Source organism: Metallosphaera sedula DSM 5348 (assembly GCF_000016605.1).
Classification (GTDB): Archaea; Thermoproteota; Thermoprotei_A; order Sulfolobales; family Sulfolobaceae; genus Metallosphaera; species Metallosphaera sedula.
The window spans coordinates 1,132,303-1,155,582 of the sequence record NC_009440.1 but is presented as its reverse complement, the minus strand read 5'-3'; the positions used below and the strand labels follow the sequence as shown (position 1 = coordinate 1,155,582).

Below are 23,280 nucleotides of genomic sequence, written 5' to 3'. Positions count from 1 at the left end.
GAGTGAGGATAAGTTTTTTGCTTAAAGTTGTCTTCCTTAGAGTCTATAATAGAGTATATGGGAGATTATAGAGTATATGGGAGATTGACGTGGACTTTACACTTTTAGCCTACGTTTCAGTTTCAGGTGAGACCTTTTCAGCACGTTCGTGACTCTTAACCCCAATGGAAAGGTTAGGGCGTACCTCACGGGTTTGTGTGTGGAGTATCCGAAGATTAACGTAATTCTCTTGGTCGGAACAATTCGTAGAATTAGCGTCAGGTAATCAAATACTCCACACATTAAGTTGTAATTGGTTATATCTTGTCAATTTCACATGGATCGACTCTTCCAAATTTATCAAAATCACTGTCCGCGGAGATAATTCTTGCGTCTATTTTCCTAGAAACGTAATAATGTAGGGCGTCATAGGGTTTCAGATCGATCTCGGAACTTTCAACTATGTCCTCCTTCGACACGTCCACAATGTTGATAGGCAACGAGATTATGGCCGTGATTTCCCTAGTAATCTCCTCCCGTTTCATGTGGAACTTGCTTAAAGCGTTCGCAACTTCCAACAACACTAAGACATCCACATGGCCTTCAGCCTCTCCCTCGTAGATTTTGCGGATCACCTTCTTAGAGCACTCACCGTATTTCCTATCGCCTATCTTTGCATAAAAGAAAATATTACTATCTATGAAATATTTATTCTTCTGCAAATTCGTCTACCTTTTCGGGAGGCACTTCCACATCGGTTTGGGAACCGAATAGAATGGATAGCGGATCCTTAACGGTCCTCAGCTTCCTTCTGACTAGTATTTCATTATCATTAAGAGCCACCACCTCGACCTCCTCGAAGGGCTTCAGCCCTATCTTCTTCCTCACGTCCTCCGGAATGGTGACCTGGTACTTCTTCGTGACCTTAACCATATGAGGTATACGTATACGTAGGTTTTATACCTTTGTTTTATACCTTTCTAGTATACGCGTACCCGCTTATACCTATGTCTTTTAGCAGGATCTAACTTCTTTCTAGATTTAGAGATTGTAAGGAGATCGAGTGAATAGTAGACGATATATGCAAATGCGAACTTGTCATGCATCAACGGAACCCATAACAATCTAGACTTCTCTCAACGTGCCAAGGACAATATAGCTGAGAATCACTCACTTAAAAATTCCCTAGATTAATCAGGTAAAATTTTAGAGATGTTCATTCACTCCCCAGTTTAAAATTGCGTTACTCAGAAAGTATTTATTATACCACACGTAAAAATGAAATTCTTCTATCACGTAAGGTCTGTTGAACCGATTAGGAGTCTAGGAGGTGATTCTGGAGTTATCTATTTCCTGCGTATCATAGAAGCTTTCACCAATTACATAACGGTCCCGGGTAGTCCCGGATGTAGCGCCACCCCTTAAGGCCTAACCGAGACCCTCATGATTGGGTCTTGCCCCTCCGGGACTCTCTTCAACCTCAATTGAATCATGAAGAGCGTATACCATGACCAAGGGTGTAATTACCAATCCCACAAGTATGAAGTAAATCAGGTTGAGGGGAGGATCCAGGTTCTGAAGGGAATAGTAAAGGGCCACAACCAGGATTGAGGATCCAGTGATGGACGGCAACAAGTGATCGAGGACCTTTACTTTCATCCCTCTCCTTCTCAGGAAAAAGGGTAAGGACATATTCGTGACGATCTGAATGAACAGGAAGAGCACCGTTATGACGGTGGCCCAAATTGTAAAGCTGTAAAACAGCCCCTTCCCGACTCCGTAGTCTAGGATCAGGGGAACTATTGTGGAAAGTGACCCGATCATTCCAAGGCCGATAATGAAGGCTGTAGCCCTGAAGGGACTTCCGTTTCGTCTAGTGACCTTGAGGAAATCAGGAAAAAACCCGTCTTGAGCGAGGCTGTACACTGTCCTAGCACCGCTGCTCCCGAAAAGCACAGATGTGATCACCTGGGAAAACAGGACAATGGCGAGGGCCAGTGACGAGACCCTCTCGCCCAACAGCTCCTCTGTCACGTATATACCAGGGGCCAACTGGGCCTGGGCAACCGGGAGATCTGGGCCCGCTGAGGCCACAATACTGTAAACGACGAAGCTGAAGAACAGGACCATGATGGATACTGACACCATCACAGCCCTCTTTATGGTTTTCCTGGATAACTTAGCCTCCTCTCCAAGGGATATGATTGATCCGTAACCGCTGTAGGCCAGGAGAGCACCCACAACCATGGAGAGAAATAGGCTGTGAAAGTCCTCAACTCTTAAGACAGGTGAAGGATGCCTAGATTTCAAGAGGAGGGCGACCCCCAGCACAGAGAAAAAGGCTATCTGAAGAGTTCCAACCACAATGGTAATCCTTGATGATAGGCTTATCCCGAAGTAACTAACAAGCAGGCAGGACACAGGAATTACTAGACTAAGTAGCAACACTACGTCAAGGGGGAGAGACACGTGGAACAGGGCAGAGTAGGCCCAACTCAACCACGGAATCACCGAGGATGCCGCGATCATATCCCCAACCACCCAAAACACTTGCCAGAACCCCACACTCTTCGACAGGTACTTGTTTGGGATCGAGCTTTCAATGTACTTGTAATAACCCCCAGCGCTGGAGATGTACTGACTAAAGAAGTAGACAGGGATCACAGATAGGAACACGGCCAACCCTCCGAGAATGAAGGCGAGCGGAGCCGAGTACCCACCGTAAATAATGGCTGCAGCCCCGGTTATGGCAAAGGCTCCCCCGGGCAAAATCACTGATATAGAGTAGAAAACAAGTCCCCAGAGCCCTATGGCGTCCTTTGCTAGTCCTGACTCGTCCTTATCCACAACGACTCAGGGGTCGAGTACCCTTTAAATCTATCCGTCGCGTGAGAAGATTGACTATTAGAGGGGACTTCAGGTTGTTCAGTTCTAGTAGTCAAGTGATGTGTCCCCTACTCTGTTTGGCCAGTCACTCCCCACCACTCTTAACTATATAGAATACATAGTATCTAGTGAACTATATAGGATATATATCAATATATATAATATAATCATAGTTTTTAAATATTGTACCTTGGACACCGTACTCAGATGTTAAATGGTAAGCAAGAACGGTCGTGAATTTGGTCGCAAAAGTAGACTTGGGATTTCCACAACCATGATCGCCGTGATTGCGGTGGTCGTGATTGTGATAGCAGCAATTGCTGGATACATGATGCTTAGCAGGCCGAGCTCCACACCTCAGACCCCGACGAACTCCGGTTCAGGCGGGTCATCGAGCAACGGGACTACGACTTCAACCTCCAGCACTTCCAGTGGTGGAAACACGGGTAACGCAACCACGCTAAACATTATTGCCTGGTCAGGTATATGCGGAGATTACATTACCGAGGCCGGTAAGCTGTTTGAGCAACAGCATCCGGGCGTCAAGGTTAACGTGTATACATATCCCTTCAGCCAATACATCAGCGTAGAGTTAACTTACCTCAAGGCCCACTCCTCCCAATTTGATATAATGTCATACACTCCAACGTCGTCGGCCCTGATTGCCCCCTATCTAGTTCCCTTAAACCTTACGCAGGACTTTAACACCTCCGACCTAATAATGCCCCAGGAGACGTATGCGGGGATAGTCTACAACTACACAACCCATCAGAACATAACCGCAGGTATAGCTTACGCGACCTGTGTTGACACCCTGGTTTACAACACCACAATCTTTGACAACAAGACCCTACAGAACGAGTTCTACAACGAGTATCACATGAACTTCTCACCCCAAACCTGGCAGAACTGGACCGTGGTCATAGACGTGGACCAGTTCCTCACCTCGCATCACGTGACCAAGTACGGAATCCTGTTACCTGACGACACCTCCCACAACATATGGAACTCCTACCTGGTGATCTTTGGATACTACTACGCGAGGAACTCGAGCCTAAATGACGGACTCATCTCAGGCCTTCCTGAGTTTCAGGTATACTTCCAGGGTAAGATCCTTCCCGGCTACAACTTCCCATTACCCTCCATTAACTCCACCGCCGGTGTTCAGGCCCTTGAGGTGTATAAGCAACTAGTCTCCTACATGATTCCGCCATCTCAGGTTCAGATAACCTACGACAACATCATCAACTACCTTCCTCAATCCCCAGGTATGATATCGTGGCCAGGACCCCTCGGAGGCCTGAATCAGAGCCAGTTGGAGCAACTTGCATACGCCCCCTTACCAGGTGGTTACGCCGTTGCCGGTTCTGACTTTGTGGGAATAAGCAAGTACTCTCAGCATCAGCAGTTGGCCCTAGAATTCCTGCAGTTCCTGGTCTCGCCACAGGTTCAGGCGAAGCTCTTCTACATGTACGAGATATTCCCAATCTCTAAGGAGGCCTACAATATCCTGTTGTCTAACACGTCTCTCCCCTCATATGAGAGGCAGTGGTTAACAGTGATGCCCACCATAGCCGAGGAGGGATGGGACGTCGGACCCATCATTCCTCCGACATACGAGCAACTCCTTCCCACCTTCAATAACGAGGTCCTACTCTACCTAGAGGGTCAGGTGAACAACCCACAGCAGGTCCTGAACACCATAGCCTCGCAGTGGATGCAGTATCTCAAGTCCTACTATGGTTAGGGGATCTAAGTGAGCGTTGAGCTGAGGCAGGTCTCAAAGAGGTACGGTAAGGTACAGGCAGTAAAGGGAGTTAACCTGAAGGTAGAAAAGGGAGAGTTTTTTGTCCTTCTCGGAACATCAGGTTCCGGAAAAACAACTATTTTACGTTCCATTGCTGGACTTGAGAGAATCGATGAGGGGGAAATCCTCATAGATAACGAGAGGGTTCACCACCTACCTCCTGGGAGGAGGAACGTAGCCATGGTTTTCCAAAATTTCGCTTTATATCCGCATAAGACTGTGTATGAGAATCTGTCCCAACCTATCGAAAATCTAGATAAAGGAGAAAGAGATGAGAGAATAAATGAAATTTCCAAGAGACTTGACATTCACCACCTCCTTGAAAGGTATCCGGCTGAGCTCTCGGGAGGACAACAGCAGAGGGTTGCCCTAGCTAGGGCGCTGGTGAAGAGGCCTAAGGTCTTTCTCATGGACGAACCCCTCTCCAACATTGACGTCCCCAAGAGGGTAGCAGCTAGGGATCTCATCAAGGAGATCCAGAGGGAGGAATCAATTACCACGATCTACGTGACCCACGATCAGACGGAGGCCATGGCTCTCGCCGACAGGATAGGGGTTATGCTCAACGGGGAGCTCCGCCAGGTCGGCCACCCAGAGGACATTTACCTCAATCCCAACTGCGTGGATGTAGCAACCTTCTTTGGGATGTCAGTGGTTGACGGAGGCCTCGTCAAGGAGAGCGGAAAGGTTGGTGTCCTTCCAGAGCACGTGGACCTAGGTAAAGGTCCGTATAAGGGCGTGGTTAGGAACGTTGAGTTTGCAGGAAACTCCTACATGGTTCACCTCTCCGTAAATGGGGACAAGTTGAGGGCACTGTCCAAGGTGAGACCTAGAATTGGTGAGGAAGTGGAGTTCGCAATCACTAGGTATAAGGTCCTGGGGAGTTAGGATGAAGTACTCGATCCCCTACCTTGGATACATAGTTGCCTTGGGGATAGTCCCCTTCCTCTACACCTTCGTCTATTTTGGCCTTAACCTTTCACAGTCCTTGAGCTCCTTGAGTACACTACCAATCTCGGAGGTTTTCTGGAATACCGTGATTTATGCCGGGTTAACGGCGATAATCTCGGCCCTAGCTGGGCTCATCCTTGCCGTGGCTGTGGACATCTTACCTAGGGGCAAGCTGATCGTGTCCCTCCTGATCATGCTACCCTACACCTTACCCTTCACGTCAGCAGCCCTCGTGTGGTCCATAAGCCTTTACGCGAACTACGGTTGGTTCTCCTACCTCTTTCACCTAAACTTTGATCCCCTGAATATCCCATCTCTCGCGATCTATGGCGTGACCATGGTGAGCATTTGGTCAACCATCCCGCTCACCTTCCTCATAACGCTTACCGCGTTGAGGTCAATTCCAAGTTACGTGAAGGAGAACGCCCTCCTGGACAACTTGTCTCTCTCCGAGTATTACGGGAAGATAGCTGTCCCAATGGTGGGAAAGGCCTTCTGGTTGGCGTTCCTCCTAGCTTTCCTCTCAGCACTGGGAAACTTTGACATCCCATATGCGTTGACGGAGGGCGGTCCAGGATTCGCGACCACAACTCTCCCTCTCCTCGTGTACTACGAGATCATAGACCTCGGCAACTTCTCCGGTGGAGCCCTCGTTGCTGCGCTCCTGAGCGTTATGGCCAGTATCCCCGCAATCCTAATCCTTCTGATTTCAAGGAGCAAGAGGTCAGGTTTCATCTCCCTCTCGCTCAGGATACCGGACAGGGTGTTCAAGCCCCTCATGTACGTGATACTTGGAATTTCACTATTCTTCCTAGTGTTTCCTGTGTATTGGATGGGACTGGTCGCGTTTAGGCATTCCTCCCTAGATTTTAGGTCTCCTCCCGTGATTATCCCGGCGGGCTTAACCACGAAGTATTTCATCTCCACGCTGGATCAGTCTATTCCCTACATCATGTCGAGCGTCGTCGTGGCCGTTCTCGCCTCCCTCCTGACCATATTCGTGTCCTTTCCATCAGGATATGAAATTTCCCGCGGGAAGGGGAGATGGATCCTCCCAGTCTCGATCTACCTTTACTCCCTCCCCTCAGCGTCCTACATCATCCCCCTATTCATCTTCTTCTCGTCCACGAACCTCATGAATACGTGGTGGGCACTCATCATCTCAACTCCCATATTCACCGCAACCTACGCCGTTTGGCTCTTCCACAATAACTACCTATCCTTCCCAAGGGCCTACGATGACGTAGCAGAGGTCTTTCAGATCAGGCGGAAGTTGTTAAGGGTAGTTATGCCTCTCTCGAGGACCTCAGTTTTCTCGGTCTTTCTCCTCTCCTTCATTCTGAACTGGCACCTGCTCTTCTACCCACTTATCCTCACACAGACTCCCTACAATTGGTCCTTCCCGCCAGAGGGCGCAGAGACCGTAACCGTGTTCGCCCTGGCCCAGATTTATTACAGGGCAATTAACTGGGCGCTGGTAGCCTCAGCTGCGCTCGTCGCTGCACTACCCGTCATGGTGGTTACAATCATAACCTTGAGCAGGATACTCAAGGGAGATCGTGGCGGTGGCCTAAAGTTCATTTGATTTTTCACAATAGACTTAAAATGGGGATAGAGATGATATTCACCATGAAATATTATCCACTAGTGTATGGACATAGGGGTTTCCCGCTGGAGGCACCAGAGAACACGATTCCGTCCTTCCTGCTGGCTAGGGAGGCTGGGGCCTTCGGCGTGGAGATGGACGTCCACATGACGAAGGACGGCGAGCTCGTGGTAATCCACGACGACAAGTTGGATAGGACTACGACAGGAACAGGTTACGTCTCACAGAGGACGTGGGCTGAGGTGAGGCAACTTGACGCTGGGCAAAAATTCTCCGAGAGGTGGAGAGGGGTGAAGGTGCCCTCCCTGAGGGAAGTCCTAACCCAGGTAAAGGGTGTAAACTACTACGTTGAGGTAAAGCATGGATCCAGGTTCTACCCTGGGATTGAGGAGAGGCTACTGGAGATTCTTGAGGAGACTGGGACCAAGGACTTAACCCAGGTCATATCCTTTGATCTCGAGTCGCTCTCGAGACTGAGGCAGATGGACTCTTCATTGACCCTGGGATTACTAACGTGTAATGACGTGAAACATGCGCTAGTACTGGCGGACGAGATTGGGGTGAACTGGATTCAGGCAGAGTTTAGCCTTCTGGATAGGGAACTCGTGGACATGGCCCATGGGAGAGGGTATAGGGTTGCAACCTGGACAGTCAACTCCGAGGAGGAGGTAATGAAGGCTAGAGAGATTGGCGTGGACTCAATAACCACCGACAATCCGCGCATGGCAATACGCGTGCTCTCAAGCTAGGGGATGGGAAAATGGAGAGGTTTAGTTCCAAGGATTCCGCTACCGTCACGGTTATAGGCGGTGGGGCTAACGGCCTTTTCACCGCGTTAGACCTGGCACTGAGGGGGGTTAAGGTGGTCCTAGTGGAAAGGGGGGATATAGGCTCAGGGACATCTGGGAAGTTCCACGGACTTCTCCACAGCGGGGCTAGGTATGCCGTGACGGATCCGGGATCGGCGAAGGAGTGCGCCGAGGAGAACGAGGTAATCTCAAGGATCGCGCCTCATGCCGTGAGGGACACGGGAGGCCTCTTTCTGGGAATCACGGAAGAGGAGGTGGAGTTCTCTGAGAGGTTTCTTAGATCGTTAGACTCCCTGGGAATTAAACATAGGGTCATGGACAGGGGTGAGCTTCTAAAGGCTGAGCCCCACGCCAATCCCAGCACAAGGATCGCTGTGTGGGTTCCAGACAAGGTAATCCACGGTTACGATTTATTGGCCAGCGTCGCGTTTACGGCCTCGTTGAGCGGAGCCACGATACTCACGCAGGCTGAAGTGGTCGAGATTCAGAGGGGAAGCGAACTTAAGGTTAAGATCCTGGACAAGCTAACTGGGGAGACCCACGTCATCGAGTCGCAGATCATTGTAAACGCCTCAGGTCCTTGGTCCTTCAAGGTTACTGGACTTGCGGGAATTGGCGAGGTCCCAGTCCTTCCCACGGCTGGAATCATGGCAGTGTTCGACAGAAGACTCAATAACATGGTCCTGAACAGGTTGAGGCCACCCTCCGACGGGGATATCCTGGTACCTTACGGTGAGGCCTCAATTCTAGGAACCACGGCTACTGTCGTGGATGATCCTGACAACTTCTCAATCGCCGACGAGGAGGTCAACCTCCTGTTGAGGGAAGGAGTGAAACTAGTGCCCGGTTTAGCTCAGGCGAAGGTATCCAGGGTTTACGCCTCGGTTAGGCCGTTGATAGCCAACGCTGACTCGGGAAGGCAGGCGAGCAGGGACTACCTTATCCTAGAACATGAAGAAGTCCCAGGCTTGATCTCTGTGATAGGTGGGAAGTTCACGACCGCGAGGCTCTTAGGCGAGAAGGTAGGCGACCTCGTTGCGTCAAAACTTGGGGTCAAGGAAAGGAGTAAGACAAGGGATATTCGACTGCCAGGCCCACTGGACCTTGACCCGTCATGGGTTAGCCCAGACATGCGGGAAATGGTTGGCAAGGTCCTCGCTAGGAGGGGATCACTAGACGAGGAGAGGTACATTACGTCTCTTTACGTTGTCCTATCCACGATCGCGGGGAGGAAGAGATGGAGCTCAGGAGCGATCTAAGGATTAAAGCGGAGAGGGGGAGGGTCGAGGAATTGTTGTCGAGTCCCTCCCGGTTTGCTGAGTGCCTTCCCGGAATACAGGAGTATGAGGTTAAGGGGGATGAGTTTAGGGCAGTCTTTAAGTTAGACGTCTCAGACTTGACCCCACACATCTCCTCCTTGACCGTGGTCGCCAACTCCAGGTTGACTAGGGAAGGGCAACGGATCCTCGTGTCTGGGACTGGGAGGTCCGCTGGCGTGAACATAAAGTTCGCGATAAACGTTGAGATTGTGGATGACAGGGAAGGAACTAGGATTGTCTGGGACGCGAACCTAAACCTAGGGATCCTAGAGAGACTCCTTGGGAGTAGCGTTGGAAGGATTGCTGAGGTCAACGTGAAGAAGATAGTGGAGTGTATTTCAAGGAAGGTTTGAGGTTGGGTAGGTGGATCCAGGTTCTTGAGCCTGACACGTGCGGGATGAATCCAGGGTAAGCCAGGATCGGAAATACGCTAACTCTACTCTTAACTGGTCTCGACTCTTAACTGGTAAGGCAGACATCTCCTTATCTAGACTTAACCCTCGGTGTAGATCCGACGCCTACAGCGTGGTCTTCAGTCACTGTCCCCTTGTGTGAACCTACTCCCCCCATCACCATAAAAACTAATTTACTTTCCACCATCATTACTCTATGGCCAAAACCACTGCGGAACTCCTGATGGACGCGATCTCCTCCCAGGTTGAGGACGTTTTCGGGATACCTGGGACTCACGGCCTCTCCCTCTATGAGGAGATAAGGAAGAGGGTTGAGAGACAAGAGGTTCGTTACTACATGCCGAGACTGGAGTACGGGGGCGCCATAATGGCCGACTACTACGCCAGACTGAAGGGAAACGTGGGGATCTTCATCTCGGTGAATGGTCCAGGATTCACGAACTCCTTGACGGGGCTAGCAGAGGCCTTCTCCGAGGGTTCACCCCTTGTCCTAATCTCCTTCAACAAGGAGTTCAGGTATAGGCATAGGAGACAACTTCACGACACTGGATACTACGACGCACAGATCGAGGTAGCTAAGCAGATAACTAAGGCGTCATTCAGGATCTATTCCCCCGAGGAGGTACCCCTAGTCATGGAAAAGTCCTTCAGGATAGCCCTTCAGGACAGGATGGGGCCTGTCTACGTTGAGATCCCTGTTGACGTCCTCGAGGAGAAGGGCGAGGCTGAGGCGGAGAGAGTGAAGGTTCCAAGGAGTCTGGTCTACCCTAGTAAGGACGAGGTGAGGGAGGCCGTGAACTTTCTGAGTGAGTGCTCCAAGCCCGTCCTACTCCTGGGATATGGAGCGTCCAGATCCGATCTGGTTCCCTACCTGGAAAAGCTGGGAATTCCTGTCCTGACCACGGTTAGGGGTAAGGGAAGCATCCCTGAGAATCACCCTCTCTACGCGGGCACAACCTTCAACCTAGCCGAGATCCCTGGGGACTGCCTGATCGCCATTGGAACCTCATTCAATGACCTCGAGACTAGGAGGTGGAGCATGAAGCTTCCTAGGACTCTTCACGTCGATCCGGACCCCTCAGTCTTCAACACCTCCTTCAGGGCAGACGTCGTGGTGAGGGCTAGCGCCGAGGCCTTCTTAACCGAGGTGGTGGAGAGGGTCAAGTTGCCCAGGTGGAGTTTCAGGGTTGAGCGAAGGGAGACCAACCTGCAGGGTGAGGGAATAACTCACGACCTTCTCGCCAAGGTTCTAAACGAGGCGTTAGGGGAGGACAGGGTGGTGATCGCAGATGCGGGCACAAATCAGGTAATGGCTATTGACGTACAGGTGTATAGGCCCAACTCCTACTTCAACTCCCTGATCTTCAACGCCATGGGTTCAGCTATCCCAGCGGGTATAGGGGCAAAGATTGCAGTCCCAGAGAGGCAGGTCGTGAGCATAATAGGTGACATGGGATTTCAGGGGTGTTTTCAGGAGTTGATCACTGCGGTAGAGAACGGGATCAACTTCCTGACAGTCCTCGTGGAGGACGGCGTTCAGCATTTCCTAAGGATGAACCAGAACATGAGATATGGAACCACCTTCACGACGCAGGTCTTTCCAATTGACTACACGAAGGTTCTCGAGGGGATTGGGGTGAAGGTTGTGGAGGCTAGGGACAGGGAAGAGTTGAGGAGGGCAACGGAGGAGGCAGTCAGCTGGTCAGCCAAGATGCCAACGGTACTCAGGGTTAGGGTGAACCCGAACAGCGTCCCATCTAGGCTAACGCGAAGATGAGACCGTGAGCGAAACCCCGATCTGAGGTTATGAGGTGTGACATCTTCAGGCACCAGTTACATTGCCGGTCTTGACAACTTGGCTGAGAACTTCACTCCCAATTCCAAAGAAATTTAACCCAGAAATTTACATTAACATCGGTGATTTTTACACGAAAAAGTCAAGATTGGTTCTTTCCGGAGTTGTCCTCGTGGTGGTGATACTTCTCGGATCACTACCCTTGGGCCCCCTACCTCCCCTATTTTCGCTGTTGAATCCGTCTACCGGAGTGTGGGCCACAGAGCCATCATATTCCACCGGAGTCACAACCTTCACCCTAACCCAGGGGAACAATCACGCCTTGGTCACAGTATATAGGGAACCTGACGGCTTCATAGGCATAGCCTCCAACGAAACCTGGGCAGTGTATTACGAGCAAGGATACCTAGAGGCGGAATATAGGCTAGCACAGATGGAGTTCCTGCTCCTAACTGCCACGGGGAACCTATCCACGGTGCTTGGAAAGAGTGCCCTGTCCTCGGACATATTCTTCCGGGAACTGGGGGACTATCAGATCGCCCAGCAGGAGGTAGCCAACCTCTCACCCACGAGTTACACGTACATGGCCGTGAGCGAGTTCGTGAAGGGTATAAACGACTACATAGCCAGCGTAAGTCCAGCTAGGCTTCCCCTCCTATTCAAGCTTCTCGGTTATAGGCCAACCAACTGGACCATCACCGACGTCTTCGCTCTTCAGCAACTCTTCCTTTGGGAGAACACAGCCTCCCAGTTCGACCCGCTCTACTTCACCTTTGCCCTAGAGAAGATGCCCCCAAACGTGGTCAGGGCCTTCTACCCAGCGTATCCAGAGGGAATACAACATCCCATTGTCCCAAATAGCCTGAACCCAGGGATTTACACGGAGAGCGGAGACGTGGCCAATTTGTCCCTGTACACCCCGAGCTACTTTTACCCTCTTAACGCAAGTCCACCAGACCCACCCACTCTCCCCCTCAACTTGACCGTTGGAACTGGGTATTGCGCCATTAATATACCGCAACTCCTTCTCAGCCTGAGGGACTTGGGAAGCAACGACTGGGCGGTCAACTCTCCTCTTACCGGCGGAAGCGGATTGCTAGCCAGCGATCCACACCTTTCAACCACCGTTCCCTCGATCTGGATAGGATTCCAGCTCGTGTCCCCAGGACAGAACGTGGTAGGTGTTGTGTTCCCTGGATTCCCTGGAATAGTTTTAGGCCACAACCCATACATTGCGTGGGGAGCAACTAACGGTCAAATTCAGCAAACCTATTTTTACGCAGAGGAGACAAGTCCCTCACATCCTGGACAGTACTTCTGGAACGGGGAATGGGTCAACTTCTCCGTGACGAACGAAACTATCTACGTGAAGGGGTCAGCCCCATACCACCTTCAGGTGTTGAGGGCCAGGAACGGGGTAGTGATACAGACTTCTCCCGTCACGATTGCCATGGACTGGGTAGGACTTCAACCTACATACGAGTTAACCTTCTTCCTAAGGGTGGATAGGGCTACCTCCGTCCTGGAGTTCCAGTCCATAGCGGAGCAATACTTCAAGGTGGCTACGCAGAACTGGGCGGTAGCCGACTCTAGGGGAAACATTGGGATATTCAGCTACGGACTCTTCCCCATCATTTCCCAGGGGGATCCGAGGGGTATTCTTCCTGGGACAGGTCAGTACGACTGGGAAGGATTCGTCCCCATTCAATATCAACCTAGTCTATACGATCCACCTACAGGTTTCGTCTTCTCAGCAAACCAGATAACGGTGTCCCCCGGCTACCCCTTCTACTTGGGGTGGGACTACGAGTCAGGAATGAGGGCCAATGAGATCTACACGGTGTTGAGTCAACTCCACTCCGCCAACCTTACCGCGATGGAGGAACTTCAGCTCAACGTCCACGACTTCAGCACAAACGTCTTCCTTAAACCTCTCCTTACTGCCCTGGCTCAAGCCGGGTACAATGACACTCCCGAGTATCAGGCCCTGTCACAGTGGAACGGTGACATGTACGCGAATTCCACCGCAGCCACGATCTACTACTTCTGGCTAATCAACTACATCTCCTACGTGTTCAAGCCGTGGTTACTCTACTACAACATAACTCCCAGCGAAGGACTCGGAAGCGTGTCATTTTTCTTGGGGCCTGACGACTACTATCACGGTCCTCTCGTGGAGGATCTAGAGAATTGGACAGTGAACTACCCCAACATAACCTGGTTCTCCAATCCCATAACTAAGGTCCGGGGGAACGCGTCTTACGACATGGTTCAGGCCTACCTTGAGACCGTGAAGAACTTGACCTCAACCCTTGGTAACTTCTCGTCAGCGTGGGAGTGGGGCAACCTTCACAAGAGAGTTCTATCAAGTTTCTTCGGTATACAGGCACTGAACACGGTGGAGTTGCCTGCCTCTGGAGATGGCAACACCGTGGATGCCTCCTACGGACTGGTTTCGAGTTTTGGACCTTCATGGAGATTGGTCGTGAACATGTCGGATCCCCTGGACGGTCAGGGAATCTACCCAGGGGGAGTCACGGAGAACCCGGTTAGTCCTTACTATTCCAACACCTTCGAGCCTTGGAATGACGGGGTATACTACACGTTAATACCCAGCAACGTCCCACCGCAGTTCCTTTATCTGTACCAGGAGGGAATTGAACCGTGAAGTGGGCTCCCATAGTTCAGTTCGTGTTGAGCATCTTGGTCTCATTCCTAGGCTACTGGTATCTCCTAGCTGTGGTGGCGATAGTTCTAGGGGTCGTGAGTGGGGGAGTGAGGAGCCTATATCAGGGATTAGCTTCAGTGCTAGGGGTATTGATTGTGGCACTGTCGAACCCGGGAGGTCTGGCACAGTCCTACATCTTCGCAAGTATTGCCGGTTTACCATCTCTAACCCCACTCTTGCTCACAGCGGTGTTAGCCTTCGTGTTGGGTATGCTGGGGTATATTTTCGGTGACTCGTTAAGGAGGAGTTGATCGCGTTTTTTGTGATCACGTTTTGTGTGAAGTGTTTCAAACGAGAGTTAAACCCATCCTCAGTAGATGCGGTCTCTCTTCGTGGAAGTTCCTGTCTTGCCCATCCTCAATCCGCTTGGGGACTAATTGCCTCTCAAGTAATGGACAAGCAGAGGGTCTACTATTCTGTAGTTTCCCTCATCCTCTCTCTCAACGATTCCGTAGCGTATGAGTTGCTGTAGGGCCCTCACGACCCCCCACCTATCGTCCCCTAGGTCCCTGGGCCTTCCCTGACCACCTAGCATCGCCAACCTCTTGAGAACGCTCCTGGCCCCTGGGGACAGCTTCCTCAAGTCTCCCTCGATCGCATTGACCACGTTGATGTCCTGCGTAAGCGTGTCGAGCACCTGGTTCACGCTCTTCCCCTCACTCACGACCTTGAGACCCACAAGGTTCAACCACGCTGGTAAACCGTCAACGTAGTCCACCACCCTATCAATTTCCTCCTCCCCAACTCGAACTCCGTAGTGCTCGAAACCCCTCCTCAGGAAATCCCTGCTAACGTCAGGGGGCAGAGGTCCCACCTTCATCAAGTAGAAAAATTGGTAGAAGGGCTGATCCCTGGAATTGAGCAACTCGTTCATCATTCCAATGAGCGAACCGGATATAACGTAGGAAACCCTGGTGTGGAACTGCCACCTACTCCTTAAAACGTGGAAGATGTTGGGCATTGACTGCTTTGCCAAGTTCAAGTACTGAAACTCGTCGACCGCTATCACAACCCTGGGCACTCCAAACTTCTCAGCCATGATCTGTGGCAAGTCCACAATCCTGGGGAGTTCCTCCTCTAACCTCTTCCTCCTCTCAACCTTTTCCAGGGTAACGTCGAGCGTCGCTGAGACCTCTGGTATGTTGAAAGTCACCTTGATTGCCCCCACGAGGTCCCTCAGTTGCCTCAGCCATGATCTACCCTTCTCCGTTAACACCCTGTAGCCTGCCAGCGAGTAAAGGGTTGAGGTCACGGAGACCACGTAACCCGAGATGAAGGAGTGGAAATCGAAGGACTTCCCGGAGGTGAACTCCTCGGCGGAGAGGTAAATGTAGGGCAAGGAAGCTTGACGCAGGGAAGCCAGGAGGAGCGACGTTTTACCAACCCTTCTAACTCCCATTAGCCCCACGGGTTGACCACTCCTCAGGAAGTTGCTCACGATCCTAATCTCCCTCTCCCTACCGAAAGGGTTGGTGGTGGGAACTCCGTACACGAACATTTGCTGGTACCCGCAAATTGCTGGTACCCGCAACAAAATAAACCTTTTTGTGACTGTCTCAAAGTTGAGAGAGTGGCCGTTCTTACCTGGGTTAAGTCAGAGGCTTAGATGCCGACTACACTAGGGGTATTGTTGAGGGGATATGTCGGAATCTTGAGTCTCCACCTGAAGGCCAGGTAAAGGTTACTTCATATGAAGAGTGAAGAGAGTTAATACAAATAGCCTACATAATGTTCGGGAATTCGTCCTAGTTTCAGGCCTCAAGATCTTTAGAGACAGACTGAGAGTGATGGACACCGAGGCACGGATCCATGACTAACTTGTTACGAACTGGGGCTGTTTCTCATCTTTCCTTAACGCAATGAGTTTGACGCTACTCCTTTCTTCAGCTCAACCCTCTAGTTCCATTTCCTTAGTAAAATGAGGGGTTGAAGATTAAAATGGTAATTGGCCTATGCCACATGGAGACAAGATCCGAGTTTCAAACCGTCAAATGATCTCCATAAACAATAATGAAAGAGACAGAATTAGAGAGAGGGCCTATGATGAACGGCTGACACATGGAGCCATATCGGACTTGTTATGAGCTTAGGCCCTCCACCCTTTATCACCTCCTTTACGTAATAAGTTTGACACCATTCCTATCTCATGCTCAGTCCCCCTAGTTCCCTATATTCCAGCAAATTGGAGGTGAGGTGGATTGAAAAGGTCACAGGAATACGTCATGTAGGGAGAAGATCCGAGTTTTGAACCCTCAAGGCATCTTTACAACTGAAACTACCATATGGGACTAATTCGACCAAACCCCAGTTTCAGACCTTTAGAGGATCTCCACAAACGAGAGTCAAAATTGAAAAGCGGGGGTCCGGTGATGACTTGACCCTGTCCCGACCCATCATTGAGGAGACTCAGTCTAAGGCCCCCTCACGAAATTCGTCTCTACCAAAATAAGCATTATCATTCCTTTCTCTTGCTCAGTCACCTAGTTCCGTTTATTCCAGGAAAATAAGAGGTTAAAGGTTGAAATGGACACGGTGCTTGACATAGGGGGTTGTATTTCAAACCCTCAAAGGATCTCTACAAACTGAGGAAGGAAAAGGGCCGTAAGGCGAGGGTGAAGGTGGGTTTCAAACCCTCAAAGGATCACTACAAGCTCCTCGACCTCAGCCGTGTGAGAGCGTATAGAGTTATGTTTCAAACCCTCAAAGGATCACTACAAACAACGGCGACACGCGGGCATGTGAGTGTGATCGCGTCGTGTAGTTTCAAACCCTCAAAGGATCACTACAAACTATCTTCTTGATGCTATACGGCGGGTCGATACGTCTATGTTTCAAACCCTCAAAGGATCACTACAAACAGACTGAATAGAAGCGAAGTTATCAGGTTCGCTATCGAGTTTCAAACCCTCAAAGGATCACTACAAACAGAAGATACAAGAGATATACTGATTTTCCAAAGTATAGTTTCAAACCCTCAAAGGATCTCTACAAAGAGGAGCAGCTGCCCCATCAAAAGATGGGGACAAACACGTTTCAAACCCTCAAAGGATCACTACAAACCCGGGAACCACGGGGAGGATGTATATGTTCTTTCCGAGTTTCAAACCCTCAAAGGATCACTACAAGTCGAAGTTCCCCCGGAGGGGGAATACCCATGGTTCACTTAGTTTCAAACCCTCAAAGGATCACTACAAGTCCCCTTCACGCTAGCCTTTTCTTTTTAGAGAATTGACGCGTTTCAAACCCTCAAAGGATCTCTACAAACCTGTTAAATTGATAATCGAGTACTTTCAAGACGTAAGGTTTCAAACCCTCAAAGGATCTCTATAAACTTCATACTCCCTTGGAGAGTGTGGGAAAGGCCTTTGCGTTTCAAACCCTCAAAGGATCTCTACAAACGCTATTATCACCTAGCCGTATCAAGTCAGTACTATTTGTTTCAAACCCTCAAAGGATCTCTACAAACGCTATTATTACTACTAGTAACCAGCCCTAAAAAACCTTACCCCAAATTCGGCAGTGATCAACCACCCTCAACTTCCCTTTCACCGCCGAGGTGAACCCACGTACAAAATAATATTGTTATCTCTATATATTTTCTTCTTCCCTTTCACTGCCGATTTTTCAATAGGAAAATTATTACTGCTATAAAATAATCTTTTTTAACCTTAACCCTAACTCTTCCCATGGAATGTTCACCGGACGATCTATGTTCTCATCCCAACAAGCGCCTCGCGGACCACCTTAATGAGGTAGGAACCACTGCATCTTCGCTCATCTCAGGGAGTCGTCCGGAGCTCTCCGACCCAGCCTATATTGCTGGGGCATACCACGACGTTGGTAAGTACACGACCTTCTTTCAGAAACATCTTCGTGGAGGTAAGGATCCGCGATCCAGTCACGCTGAGATATCTTCCCTCATCGCATATTACGTCGCCAAGAGGGCACTATCTTCCCTAGAACTTCCTATCCTCGTCTCACTAGCGGTGAGATCTCATCACGGCCATCTCAAGGGGATTGAGACTGTCAAGAGATGGGCCATGAACAAGTTGGATGATCCAGGTGTCCTTGGACCCCAATTTCAGGATCTATACAAGAGGATGGACAGGATCCTAGAGAATATGTCAAATATTAGGTATCACTCGCATGTCGAGGGATTCCTGGAGCAAGATCTGAACTCCACCCTCGAGGAGTACGCTTCCGATCTGCTTCACCTCGAGGAGGAGCTCAAGGCAGATCAGTCAAAGGCCTGGGAGAGATATCTGGGAGGCCTGCTACTGTTCTCATGTCTCATAGACTCAGACAAGCATAGCGCCAGTGACACATCCTTTCTTCCCCAGAATCCCCCTTCACCCTCACTGATTACCGAGTTCATATCCTCGATCAAGAGTAACGATAGGATGGCTGGGATCAGGGAGAAGCTCAACTCCCTTGTCTCGTCTACTCCGGTTAGCCGGACGGTAACCTTGATTGCCCCGAGCGGATCGGGGAAGACGCTGTCCGGCGTTCTAACTGCACTCAAGATGGGGAAGTCGAGGTTGATCTATGCTCTTCCCTACATTAGTATTGTTGAGCAGGTTCACGACGTGCTCTCAAGGACGAGGATGGACCCGCTCAAGTTCTATCATCTATACTAGGGTAAGGTTTTTTAGGGCTGGCTATCAATAACAAATAAGAGCGGTTTGTAGAGATCCTATGAGGGTTTGAAACTGCCTCCAGAGGTGGGAAGCGTACGCAGAATAGCCCTTCTTGTAGAGATCCTTCGAGGGTTTGAAACAATAGTTGCCCTTCAGGAGACGCCACTAGTTGAATGCTTGTAGAGATCCTTCGAGGGTTTGAAACAAGTACCTCAGAGTTCCGTTCGGTGACATGGCTATGATGTGTTTGTAGAGATCCTTCGAGGGTTTGAAACTTGGTTTTTATGGTCTCAGCTACTCTTAGTGTGTAGAGGTTTGTAGAGATCCTTCGAGGGTTTGAAACACGTGCAATCAAGTATTGGTTCAGTCGTAACAGGGGAGTTTGTAGAGATCCTTCGAGGGTTTGAAACTCTTCAATTTCTCCGAAATCTTCATCACAATGGACCCCAGTTTGTAGACATCCTTGGAGGGTTTGAAATGGGATCCCCGCTTCCCACACTCACGACCGGGGGGGGGGTGTAGACGTGTCGTTTGTAGACATCCTTCGAGGGTTTGAAACATGCTTTTAGTTAAACTAGAGAATGGGCTCAGGTGATGAATTACCTGGGCCGACCCATCAAGGGTAGCTTTAGAAGCTGAGCCTAGATCCCTATTTAACTCCTCTTCCTACCAAAATAAGCTTACTAGTTTTCCCTGTGCTCGGTTTTCCCAGTTATGTTCACTTCCTAGCGAACTAGTTTCTAGCATTCTTTAGAGATTAATAAAGCAAAGTTAAAACAATAATATCTCGAAGTCTATCAATAAGTCTGTAGTGATCCTCAAGGTTTAAAACCCTAGAGAGATTAATAGGATAACTAGTCATTGGAGAGCCTGGCATCAAGGCTTATTTTTTGGAAGTCTAAATAGGTGATGGGGCCCCCGGTCTAACTCTCTGCCAACAGCTGCCGGGCCCGGGAAAACTCTTGATTAGGCCCCCGCTTATACGGACCCTCCAGCGTTTTGAAACTATCACATTTTGTTATGCGTCCTTTGCTTCCTTGTCCGTAGATCCTCCCGAGGTAAAAACTTGAAGATAACAGGCCCACCCATGGGTCACCTATTTCACGGAGGTTCCAGTGTTTTAATTCATGTGTCTCATGGACAAGGTGGAGGGGCAACTCTTTTACATAAAGGTTTCAAACGTAGATGCTGAGGAAATAGTTTTCACCTTGATAGATCCTTCGATGTCCCGGCTCTTCACGAAGTACCTAGTTTGTGATCAGAGCTATTCAGTTCGACCTACCGCTATCTGAAGAATAACCAAACTTGCACCTCAACGAGCCCCTAGGTTTTCAGGTTCAGCCTTGAACACCCCCCACGTACTCCACACCTCTCCACCCAACCCCTGCAATACACGTCACTCCACCGAGATCAACTCCCTCAATTTCCTCCCCTTAACCTCGATCATTCCGAAACCCTGACTGTTCTTGCTCCCCAATCCAGCCTCATAAACCACCATCTGCAGGGACTTTGGTCCCCTCATCTCGAATTCCCCCCCTCCAGGCAAACACAACGTTGTCCTTGTACTTAACCCGACTTAGCCCAGCTTTCAACGGCCTCACCACGAGGCCAGTCTTGAGATACCTCCTCCTCAAGGCGTGGTACTTCCTCAGGGAGTTTAGGCTGATCAAGAGCTCCCACTCCTTCTCGTACGGTGAGTAATATCTCGTCCCAACTTCACTCTTCCTGTAAACGGCTATCGGTGACAAGGTGTAGACCACGGTTTTGCTCCCCAGCTCCGGTGGTTCAACCACGTTCATTACCTCGAGGTTTAACTCGCTCCCCCCTAGCCTCAGGACTGGATCCCTCAGGAAGGACCTGTACACCTCCATCACCACCCTCTCCAGGGGAGACGAGAAGCAGAGGTAGGCCCTATCCCTGTAAACTAGGCCCTCATCACTCCTCGTGAAGTCGCCGTAGAGTCTCGAGAACGTGAACATCTTGAACCTCCTGGGACCCTCAACTACTCCTTTGTTGTGTAGGGCCCTCGACAACCTCGTGGGAAGTCGATGGTAGATCGCAGATTGAATTAGGTAGTTGTAGTGAACAGGGACGGTCCCCCTCACGAGGAACGACATGCAGATCCTCATCACACGGAAAAGCGAGGCTAGGCTTTAATCTTTATCTGGAATTGCCCGCCACATGGATATTTATTTGATCCAGCACCATTCATCACATGAAGAGGATTTTTATCACTTCCTCGAGAACCCTCAAGAGGAAGTCGAACACCATAGCCTTTATCACGAATGACGGCACTAGATACGTGCCCTACACTGAGGTTGAGTCAATCTACGTCCTGGGGGAGGTTAACCTCAACAAGAGGTTCCTTTCATTTCTGAGCAAGGCAAAGATCCCGATTCACTTCTTCTCCTCTCGGGGACGATACCTAGGAAGTTACCTACCCTCAACGCATCACGTGTCAGGTTACCTCATCCTGAAACAGGTTGAGCACGGATAAATTTGTCCCAGGTTGAAGTAAACTAGACACTCTTACCGTGTGCGAAGCGTTTCGTTATCGACGACTATTCCTCAAATGAAGAGAATTGAGTCACTTGGGTCTCCCACACCGCTTCCCGTCAAACTATTCCTGGTATGCGTGATCAACACGAGTTCCCTTGGTTCACCCACGGGCTATCAGGTGACCGAGTGGAGCTCTTCAAGGGACAGAGGATCTTCCTGCATCTCTGGGTCAAGTGTCCAGTACCTAGAAATGGATCCTAGATTTTGCGCCGACTGGTGAACTAGCGTTATCCTAGCTGAATGTTCATGACTCGAGTTAAGTGTAGGTACGCGGTACAAGTCGGGAATTGAAAGGGATCTAACTGGTTTACGCCACAAGCTGTCACGTCATAAACAGCGCTAAACTTGTGTCCACCTGGATCTAACCAGGCCCCTAAACCAGATCATCTTTAAAATCTATCCCACCATCTTCTCCCCATGATACTCGGAACCCTGGGCTCAGACAAGTCCGTCACCACGATTAACGCGGTGATGACTGAGGTGTTCGCAGGAGTTAAGCCCGACGAGATCAGGATTTATAGGGAAGACTCAACCAAGCATGAGTTCCAAGGCCTGCAAGAGGCCCTCAATCTCCTGTCCCTTTCTCCGCAGATCAAGGAGATCCAGGTTGGCGAAGACCTAGAGGCCTGGAGAAACCACATGAGCTCCGAGGAGATAGACGTCCTCGACGTGACCCCTGGTAGGAAGATCATGGCCCTCGCCTCAGCTAACTACGCGAAGGCAAAGGAGGTAAGATATGCCTATATCAAGTATGAGTCCGAGGGTTACAGGATCTTTGGATACGTTCCCTTCAATCATCTCAAGTTACTTGACCTGAGGACAGGCGGGTCCGTCAAACTGGACCCTCCTCCCGTTAAAAAGGCTGACAGCAGATCCTCACTCACGAGGGAGTCACTCACTGCGCTCTACAACATACTCTCACTTCACGGAAAAGTTGAGATAGAACCCTCGGTCGAGGATGTTGAGGACGACGAAGTTTGTAAAAGGAGATCAGGTTTCGTGAGGTTCTCGAGCGAGGATCTTGTGAGCAAGAAGGCGGAGGAGGGCCTGATAGTTGCCGATACCAACGTTTACATTAACCTTGGGAACAGGTTGGGTGAACTGGCGAGGAGGGGAAGGGAACTCAGGTTAATTCCGTCGAGTCGGGTTCACGACGAGCTCCTTGGGAAGATAGAGAATAGTTCAAAGGATCCCCGTCTTCCAAGGTTTATCCTTGGCCTCGAGAGCTATTATCAAATTCACAGGGTACCACCTAGATCTACTCAGGGGAATTATGGGGACAAGAGACTGCTTGAGGAACTAAGATTCATGAAGATGTACGTGGACGAGAAGGTCGTTTTCGTGACCGGGGACAGGGAGTTGGGGAATAAGGCCAGTGCCCACGCAGATACCGTGATACTTGAGGGGAGGAGGGAGGATAAGGGAGACTGGGGGACCTATCTCGAGTGCCTTGGTAAGCTTCAGTTCAAGGGGAGGAACCCCGAGATCAGGGTGAACGGGGAGACCGTGGTCGTCATAGAGAAGTCCCCGAACCCGTCCTTGAACACTGATTATAGGACAGTTGTAAAAACCCTAAGACCAGACCTTAATTACGCGAAGGTCCTCGAGGCACTTCAGGGGCAACACTTTCGTGGTGGACCTCCCACAGTGGGCTCATCTACCCAGAAATAGTTTGGGAAATGTGAGAAATAAAATCAATTAAAGGTTTTTAGTATTTACAATCTCAGGGTTGTTCCTGTATCTACCACTTGTATTATACGCTTTCTTCACCTTCAGATCGTGGGAGAATCA

20 protein-coding genes and 1 CRISPR repeat array are annotated in these 23,280 nt (G+C 50.0%); of the genes, 14 read left to right on the top strand and 6 right to left on the bottom strand.

Annotated elements, in window-relative coordinates; genetic code table 11:
* Positions 1-296 precede the first annotated feature (296 nt).
* From MSED_RS06000 to MSED_RS05990, 3 genes are all read right to left on the bottom strand, one after another.
* A complete protein-coding gene (locus MSED_RS06000) occupies positions 297-701 on the bottom strand; it encodes a type II toxin-antitoxin system VapC family toxin (protein WP_012021132.1) in 405 nt (134 codons plus the stop codon).
* Positions 688-912 carry an AbrB/MazE/SpoVT family DNA-binding domain-containing protein gene (locus MSED_RS05995; RefSeq protein WP_012021131.1) on the bottom strand — a complete coding sequence of 75 codons (225 nt, stop codon included), beginning with the start codon at positions 910-912 and terminating at the stop codon, positions 688-690. Before MSED_RS05995 ends, MSED_RS06000 begins: the two co-directional genes overlap by 14 nt.
* Positions 913-1,407: 495 nt before the next feature.
* Positions 1,408-2,826: an APC family permease gene (locus MSED_RS05990; RefSeq protein WP_012021130.1), complete on the bottom strand. Its 1,419-nt coding sequence runs from the start codon at positions 2,824-2,826 to the stop codon at positions 1,408-1,410.
* A 253-nt stretch (positions 2,827-3,079) separates the two neighbouring features.
* Here MSED_RS05990 and MSED_RS05985 point away from each other — a divergent pair, with 253 nt between their 5' ends.
* The 9 genes from MSED_RS05985 to MSED_RS05945 all read left to right on the top strand — a co-directional run bounded on the left by MSED_RS05985 (position 3,080) and on the right by MSED_RS05945 (position 14,544).
* The gene (locus MSED_RS05985; protein WP_048060066.1) at positions 3,080-4,612 is read left to right on the top strand and encodes an extracellular solute-binding protein; all 1,533 of its coding nucleotides are present in this window, start codon (positions 3,080-3,082) and stop codon (positions 4,610-4,612) included.
* A 9-nt stretch (positions 4,613-4,621) separates the two neighbouring features.
* On the top strand, positions 4,622-5,560 hold the full coding sequence (locus MSED_RS05980) for an ABC transporter ATP-binding protein (RefSeq protein WP_012021128.1): 939 nt from the start codon (positions 4,622-4,624) through the stop codon (positions 5,558-5,560).
* Positions 5,511-7,208, top strand: a complete 1,698-nt coding sequence (locus MSED_RS05975; protein WP_225938850.1) for an ABC transporter permease — start codon at positions 5,511-5,513, stop codon at positions 7,206-7,208. The genes MSED_RS05980 and MSED_RS05975 overlap by 50 nt, the downstream gene beginning before the upstream one ends.
* 44 nt (positions 7,209-7,252) lie before the next feature.
* On the top strand, positions 7,253-7,978 hold the full coding sequence (locus MSED_RS05970; protein WP_048060309.1) for a glycerophosphodiester phosphodiesterase: 726 nt from the start codon (positions 7,253-7,255) through the stop codon (positions 7,976-7,978).
* A gap of 11 nt (positions 7,979-7,989) precedes the next feature.
* Entirely contained in the window at positions 7,990-9,297 is a 1,308-nt protein-coding gene (locus tag MSED_RS05965) for an FAD-dependent oxidoreductase (RefSeq protein WP_012021125.1), read from the top strand.
* A complete protein-coding gene (locus tag MSED_RS05960; protein WP_012021124.1) occupies positions 9,276-9,710 on the top strand; it encodes an SRPBCC domain-containing protein in 435 nt (144 codons plus the stop codon). The genes MSED_RS05965 and MSED_RS05960 overlap by 22 nt, the downstream gene beginning before the upstream one ends.
* A 256-nt stretch (positions 9,711-9,966) precedes the next feature.
* On the top strand, positions 9,967-11,547 hold the full coding sequence (locus MSED_RS05955; RefSeq protein ID WP_012021123.1) for a thiamine pyrophosphate-binding protein: 1,581 nt from the start codon (positions 9,967-9,969) through the stop codon (positions 11,545-11,547).
* 70 nt (positions 11,548-11,617) lie between these two features.
* Positions 11,618-14,233: a penicillin acylase family protein gene (locus MSED_RS05950; RefSeq protein WP_200901098.1), complete on the top strand. Its 2,616-nt coding sequence runs from the start codon at positions 11,618-11,620 to the stop codon at positions 14,231-14,233.
* Positions 14,230-14,544: a hypothetical protein gene (locus MSED_RS05945; protein ID WP_012021121.1), complete on the top strand. Its 315-nt coding sequence runs from the start codon at positions 14,230-14,232 to the stop codon at positions 14,542-14,544. The genes MSED_RS05950 and MSED_RS05945 overlap by 4 nt, the downstream gene beginning before the upstream one ends.
* Before the next feature lie 122 nt (positions 14,545-14,666).
* On the opposite strand, the gene MSED_RS05940 is transcribed toward MSED_RS05945, so the two are convergent.
* The gene (locus tag MSED_RS05940) at positions 14,667-15,824 is read right to left on the bottom strand and encodes an AAA family ATPase (protein ID WP_225938851.1); all 1,158 of its coding nucleotides are present in this window, start codon (positions 15,822-15,824) and stop codon (positions 14,667-14,669) included.
* Between the two features lie 2,155 nt (positions 15,825-17,979).
* On the opposite strand from MSED_RS05940, the gene MSED_RS05935 reads away from it, so the two are divergent.
* Both MSED_RS05935 and MSED_RS12345 read left to right on the top strand, forming a co-directional pair.
* The gene (locus MSED_RS05935; protein ID WP_012021119.1) at positions 17,980-18,930 is read left to right on the top strand and encodes a CRISPR-associated endonuclease Cas3''; all 951 of its coding nucleotides are present in this window, start codon (positions 17,980-17,982) and stop codon (positions 18,928-18,930) included.
* 43 nt (positions 18,931-18,973) lie between these two features.
* A CRISPR array of direct repeats spans positions 18,974-19,489; the repeat unit is 30 nt; unit sequence GTTTGTAGAGATCCTTCGAGGGTTTGAAAC.
* Between the two features lie 568 nt (positions 19,490-20,057).
* Positions 20,058-20,222, top strand: coding sequence for a hypothetical protein (locus MSED_RS12345; RefSeq protein WP_155464950.1), 165 nt, complete (start codon positions 20,058-20,060; stop codon positions 20,220-20,222).
* Between the two features lie 104 nt (positions 20,223-20,326).
* Here MSED_RS12345 and MSED_RS11990 read toward each other — a convergent pair whose 3' ends face one another.
* Together MSED_RS11990 and cas6 are read right to left on the bottom strand one after the other, a co-directional pair.
* The gene (locus tag MSED_RS11990) at positions 20,327-20,452 is read right to left on the bottom strand and encodes a CRISPR-associated endoribonuclease Cas6 (RefSeq protein ID WP_080512765.1); all 126 of its coding nucleotides are present in this window, start codon (positions 20,450-20,452) and stop codon (positions 20,327-20,329) included.
* Complete coding sequence (gene cas6, locus MSED_RS05930) at positions 20,415-21,059, bottom strand: CRISPR-associated endoribonuclease Cas6 (RefSeq protein ID WP_048060065.1); 645 nt, start codon at positions 21,057-21,059, stop codon at positions 20,415-20,417. The genes MSED_RS11990 and cas6 overlap by 38 nt, the downstream gene beginning before the upstream one ends.
* An 86-nt stretch (positions 21,060-21,145) precedes the next feature.
* Between cas6 and MSED_RS05925 the strand changes: the two genes are divergently transcribed.
* From MSED_RS05925 to MSED_RS05920, 3 genes are all read left to right on the top strand, one after another.
* Entirely contained in the window at positions 21,146-21,427 is a 282-nt protein-coding gene (locus MSED_RS05925) for a CRISPR-associated endonuclease Cas1 (protein WP_012021117.1), read from the top strand.
* A 75-nt stretch (positions 21,428-21,502) separates the two neighbouring features.
* Positions 21,503-21,709, top strand: a complete 207-nt coding sequence (locus MSED_RS12175; RefSeq protein ID WP_144418760.1) for a hypothetical protein — start codon at positions 21,503-21,505, stop codon at positions 21,707-21,709.
* Positions 21,710-21,906: 197 nt separating this feature from the next.
* A complete protein-coding gene (locus MSED_RS05920; protein ID WP_012021115.1) occupies positions 21,907-23,160 on the top strand; it encodes a PIN domain-containing protein in 1,254 nt (417 codons plus the stop codon).
* The last annotated feature ends 120 nt before the right edge of the window (positions 23,161-23,280 follow it).

Coding starts and splice junctions, on each gene's coding strand:
- MSED_RS05960 (WP_012021124.1), top strand. CDS start 9,276: ATGGAGCTCAGGAGCGATCTAAGGATTAAAGCGGAGAGGGGGAGGGTC.
- cas6 (WP_048060065.1), bottom strand. CDS start 21,059: ATGAGGATCTGCATGTCGTTCCTCGTGAGGGGGACCGTCCCTGTTCAC.
- MSED_RS11990 (WP_080512765.1), bottom strand. CDS start 20,452: ATGAGGGGACCAAAGTCCCTGCAGATGGTGGTTTATGAGGCTGGATTG.
- MSED_RS12345 (WP_155464950.1), top strand. CDS start 20,058: ATGTGTCTCATGGACAAGGTGGAGGGGCAACTCTTTTACATAAAGGTT.
- MSED_RS05965 (WP_012021125.1), top strand. CDS start 7,990: ATGGAGAGGTTTAGTTCCAAGGATTCCGCTACCGTCACGGTTATAGGC.
- MSED_RS05955 (WP_012021123.1), top strand. CDS start 9,967: ATGGCCAAAACCACTGCGGAACTCCTGATGGACGCGATCTCCTCCCAG.
- MSED_RS05970 (WP_048060309.1), top strand. CDS start 7,253: ATGAAATATTATCCACTAGTGTATGGACATAGGGGTTTCCCGCTGGAG.
- MSED_RS05985 (WP_048060066.1), top strand. CDS start 3,080: ATGGTAAGCAAGAACGGTCGTGAATTTGGTCGCAAAAGTAGACTTGGG.
- MSED_RS05995 (WP_012021131.1), bottom strand. CDS start 912: ATGGTTAAGGTCACGAAGAAGTACCAGGTCACCATTCCGGAGGACGTG.
- MSED_RS12175 (WP_144418760.1), top strand. CDS start 21,503: ATGAAGAGAATTGAGTCACTTGGGTCTCCCACACCGCTTCCCGTCAAA.
- MSED_RS05925 (WP_012021117.1), top strand. CDS start 21,146: ATGAAGAGGATTTTTATCACTTCCTCGAGAACCCTCAAGAGGAAGTCG.
- MSED_RS05935 (WP_012021119.1), top strand. CDS start 17,980: ATGGAATGTTCACCGGACGATCTATGTTCTCATCCCAACAAGCGCCTC.
- MSED_RS05920 (WP_012021115.1), top strand. CDS start 21,907: ATGATACTCGGAACCCTGGGCTCAGACAAGTCCGTCACCACGATTAAC.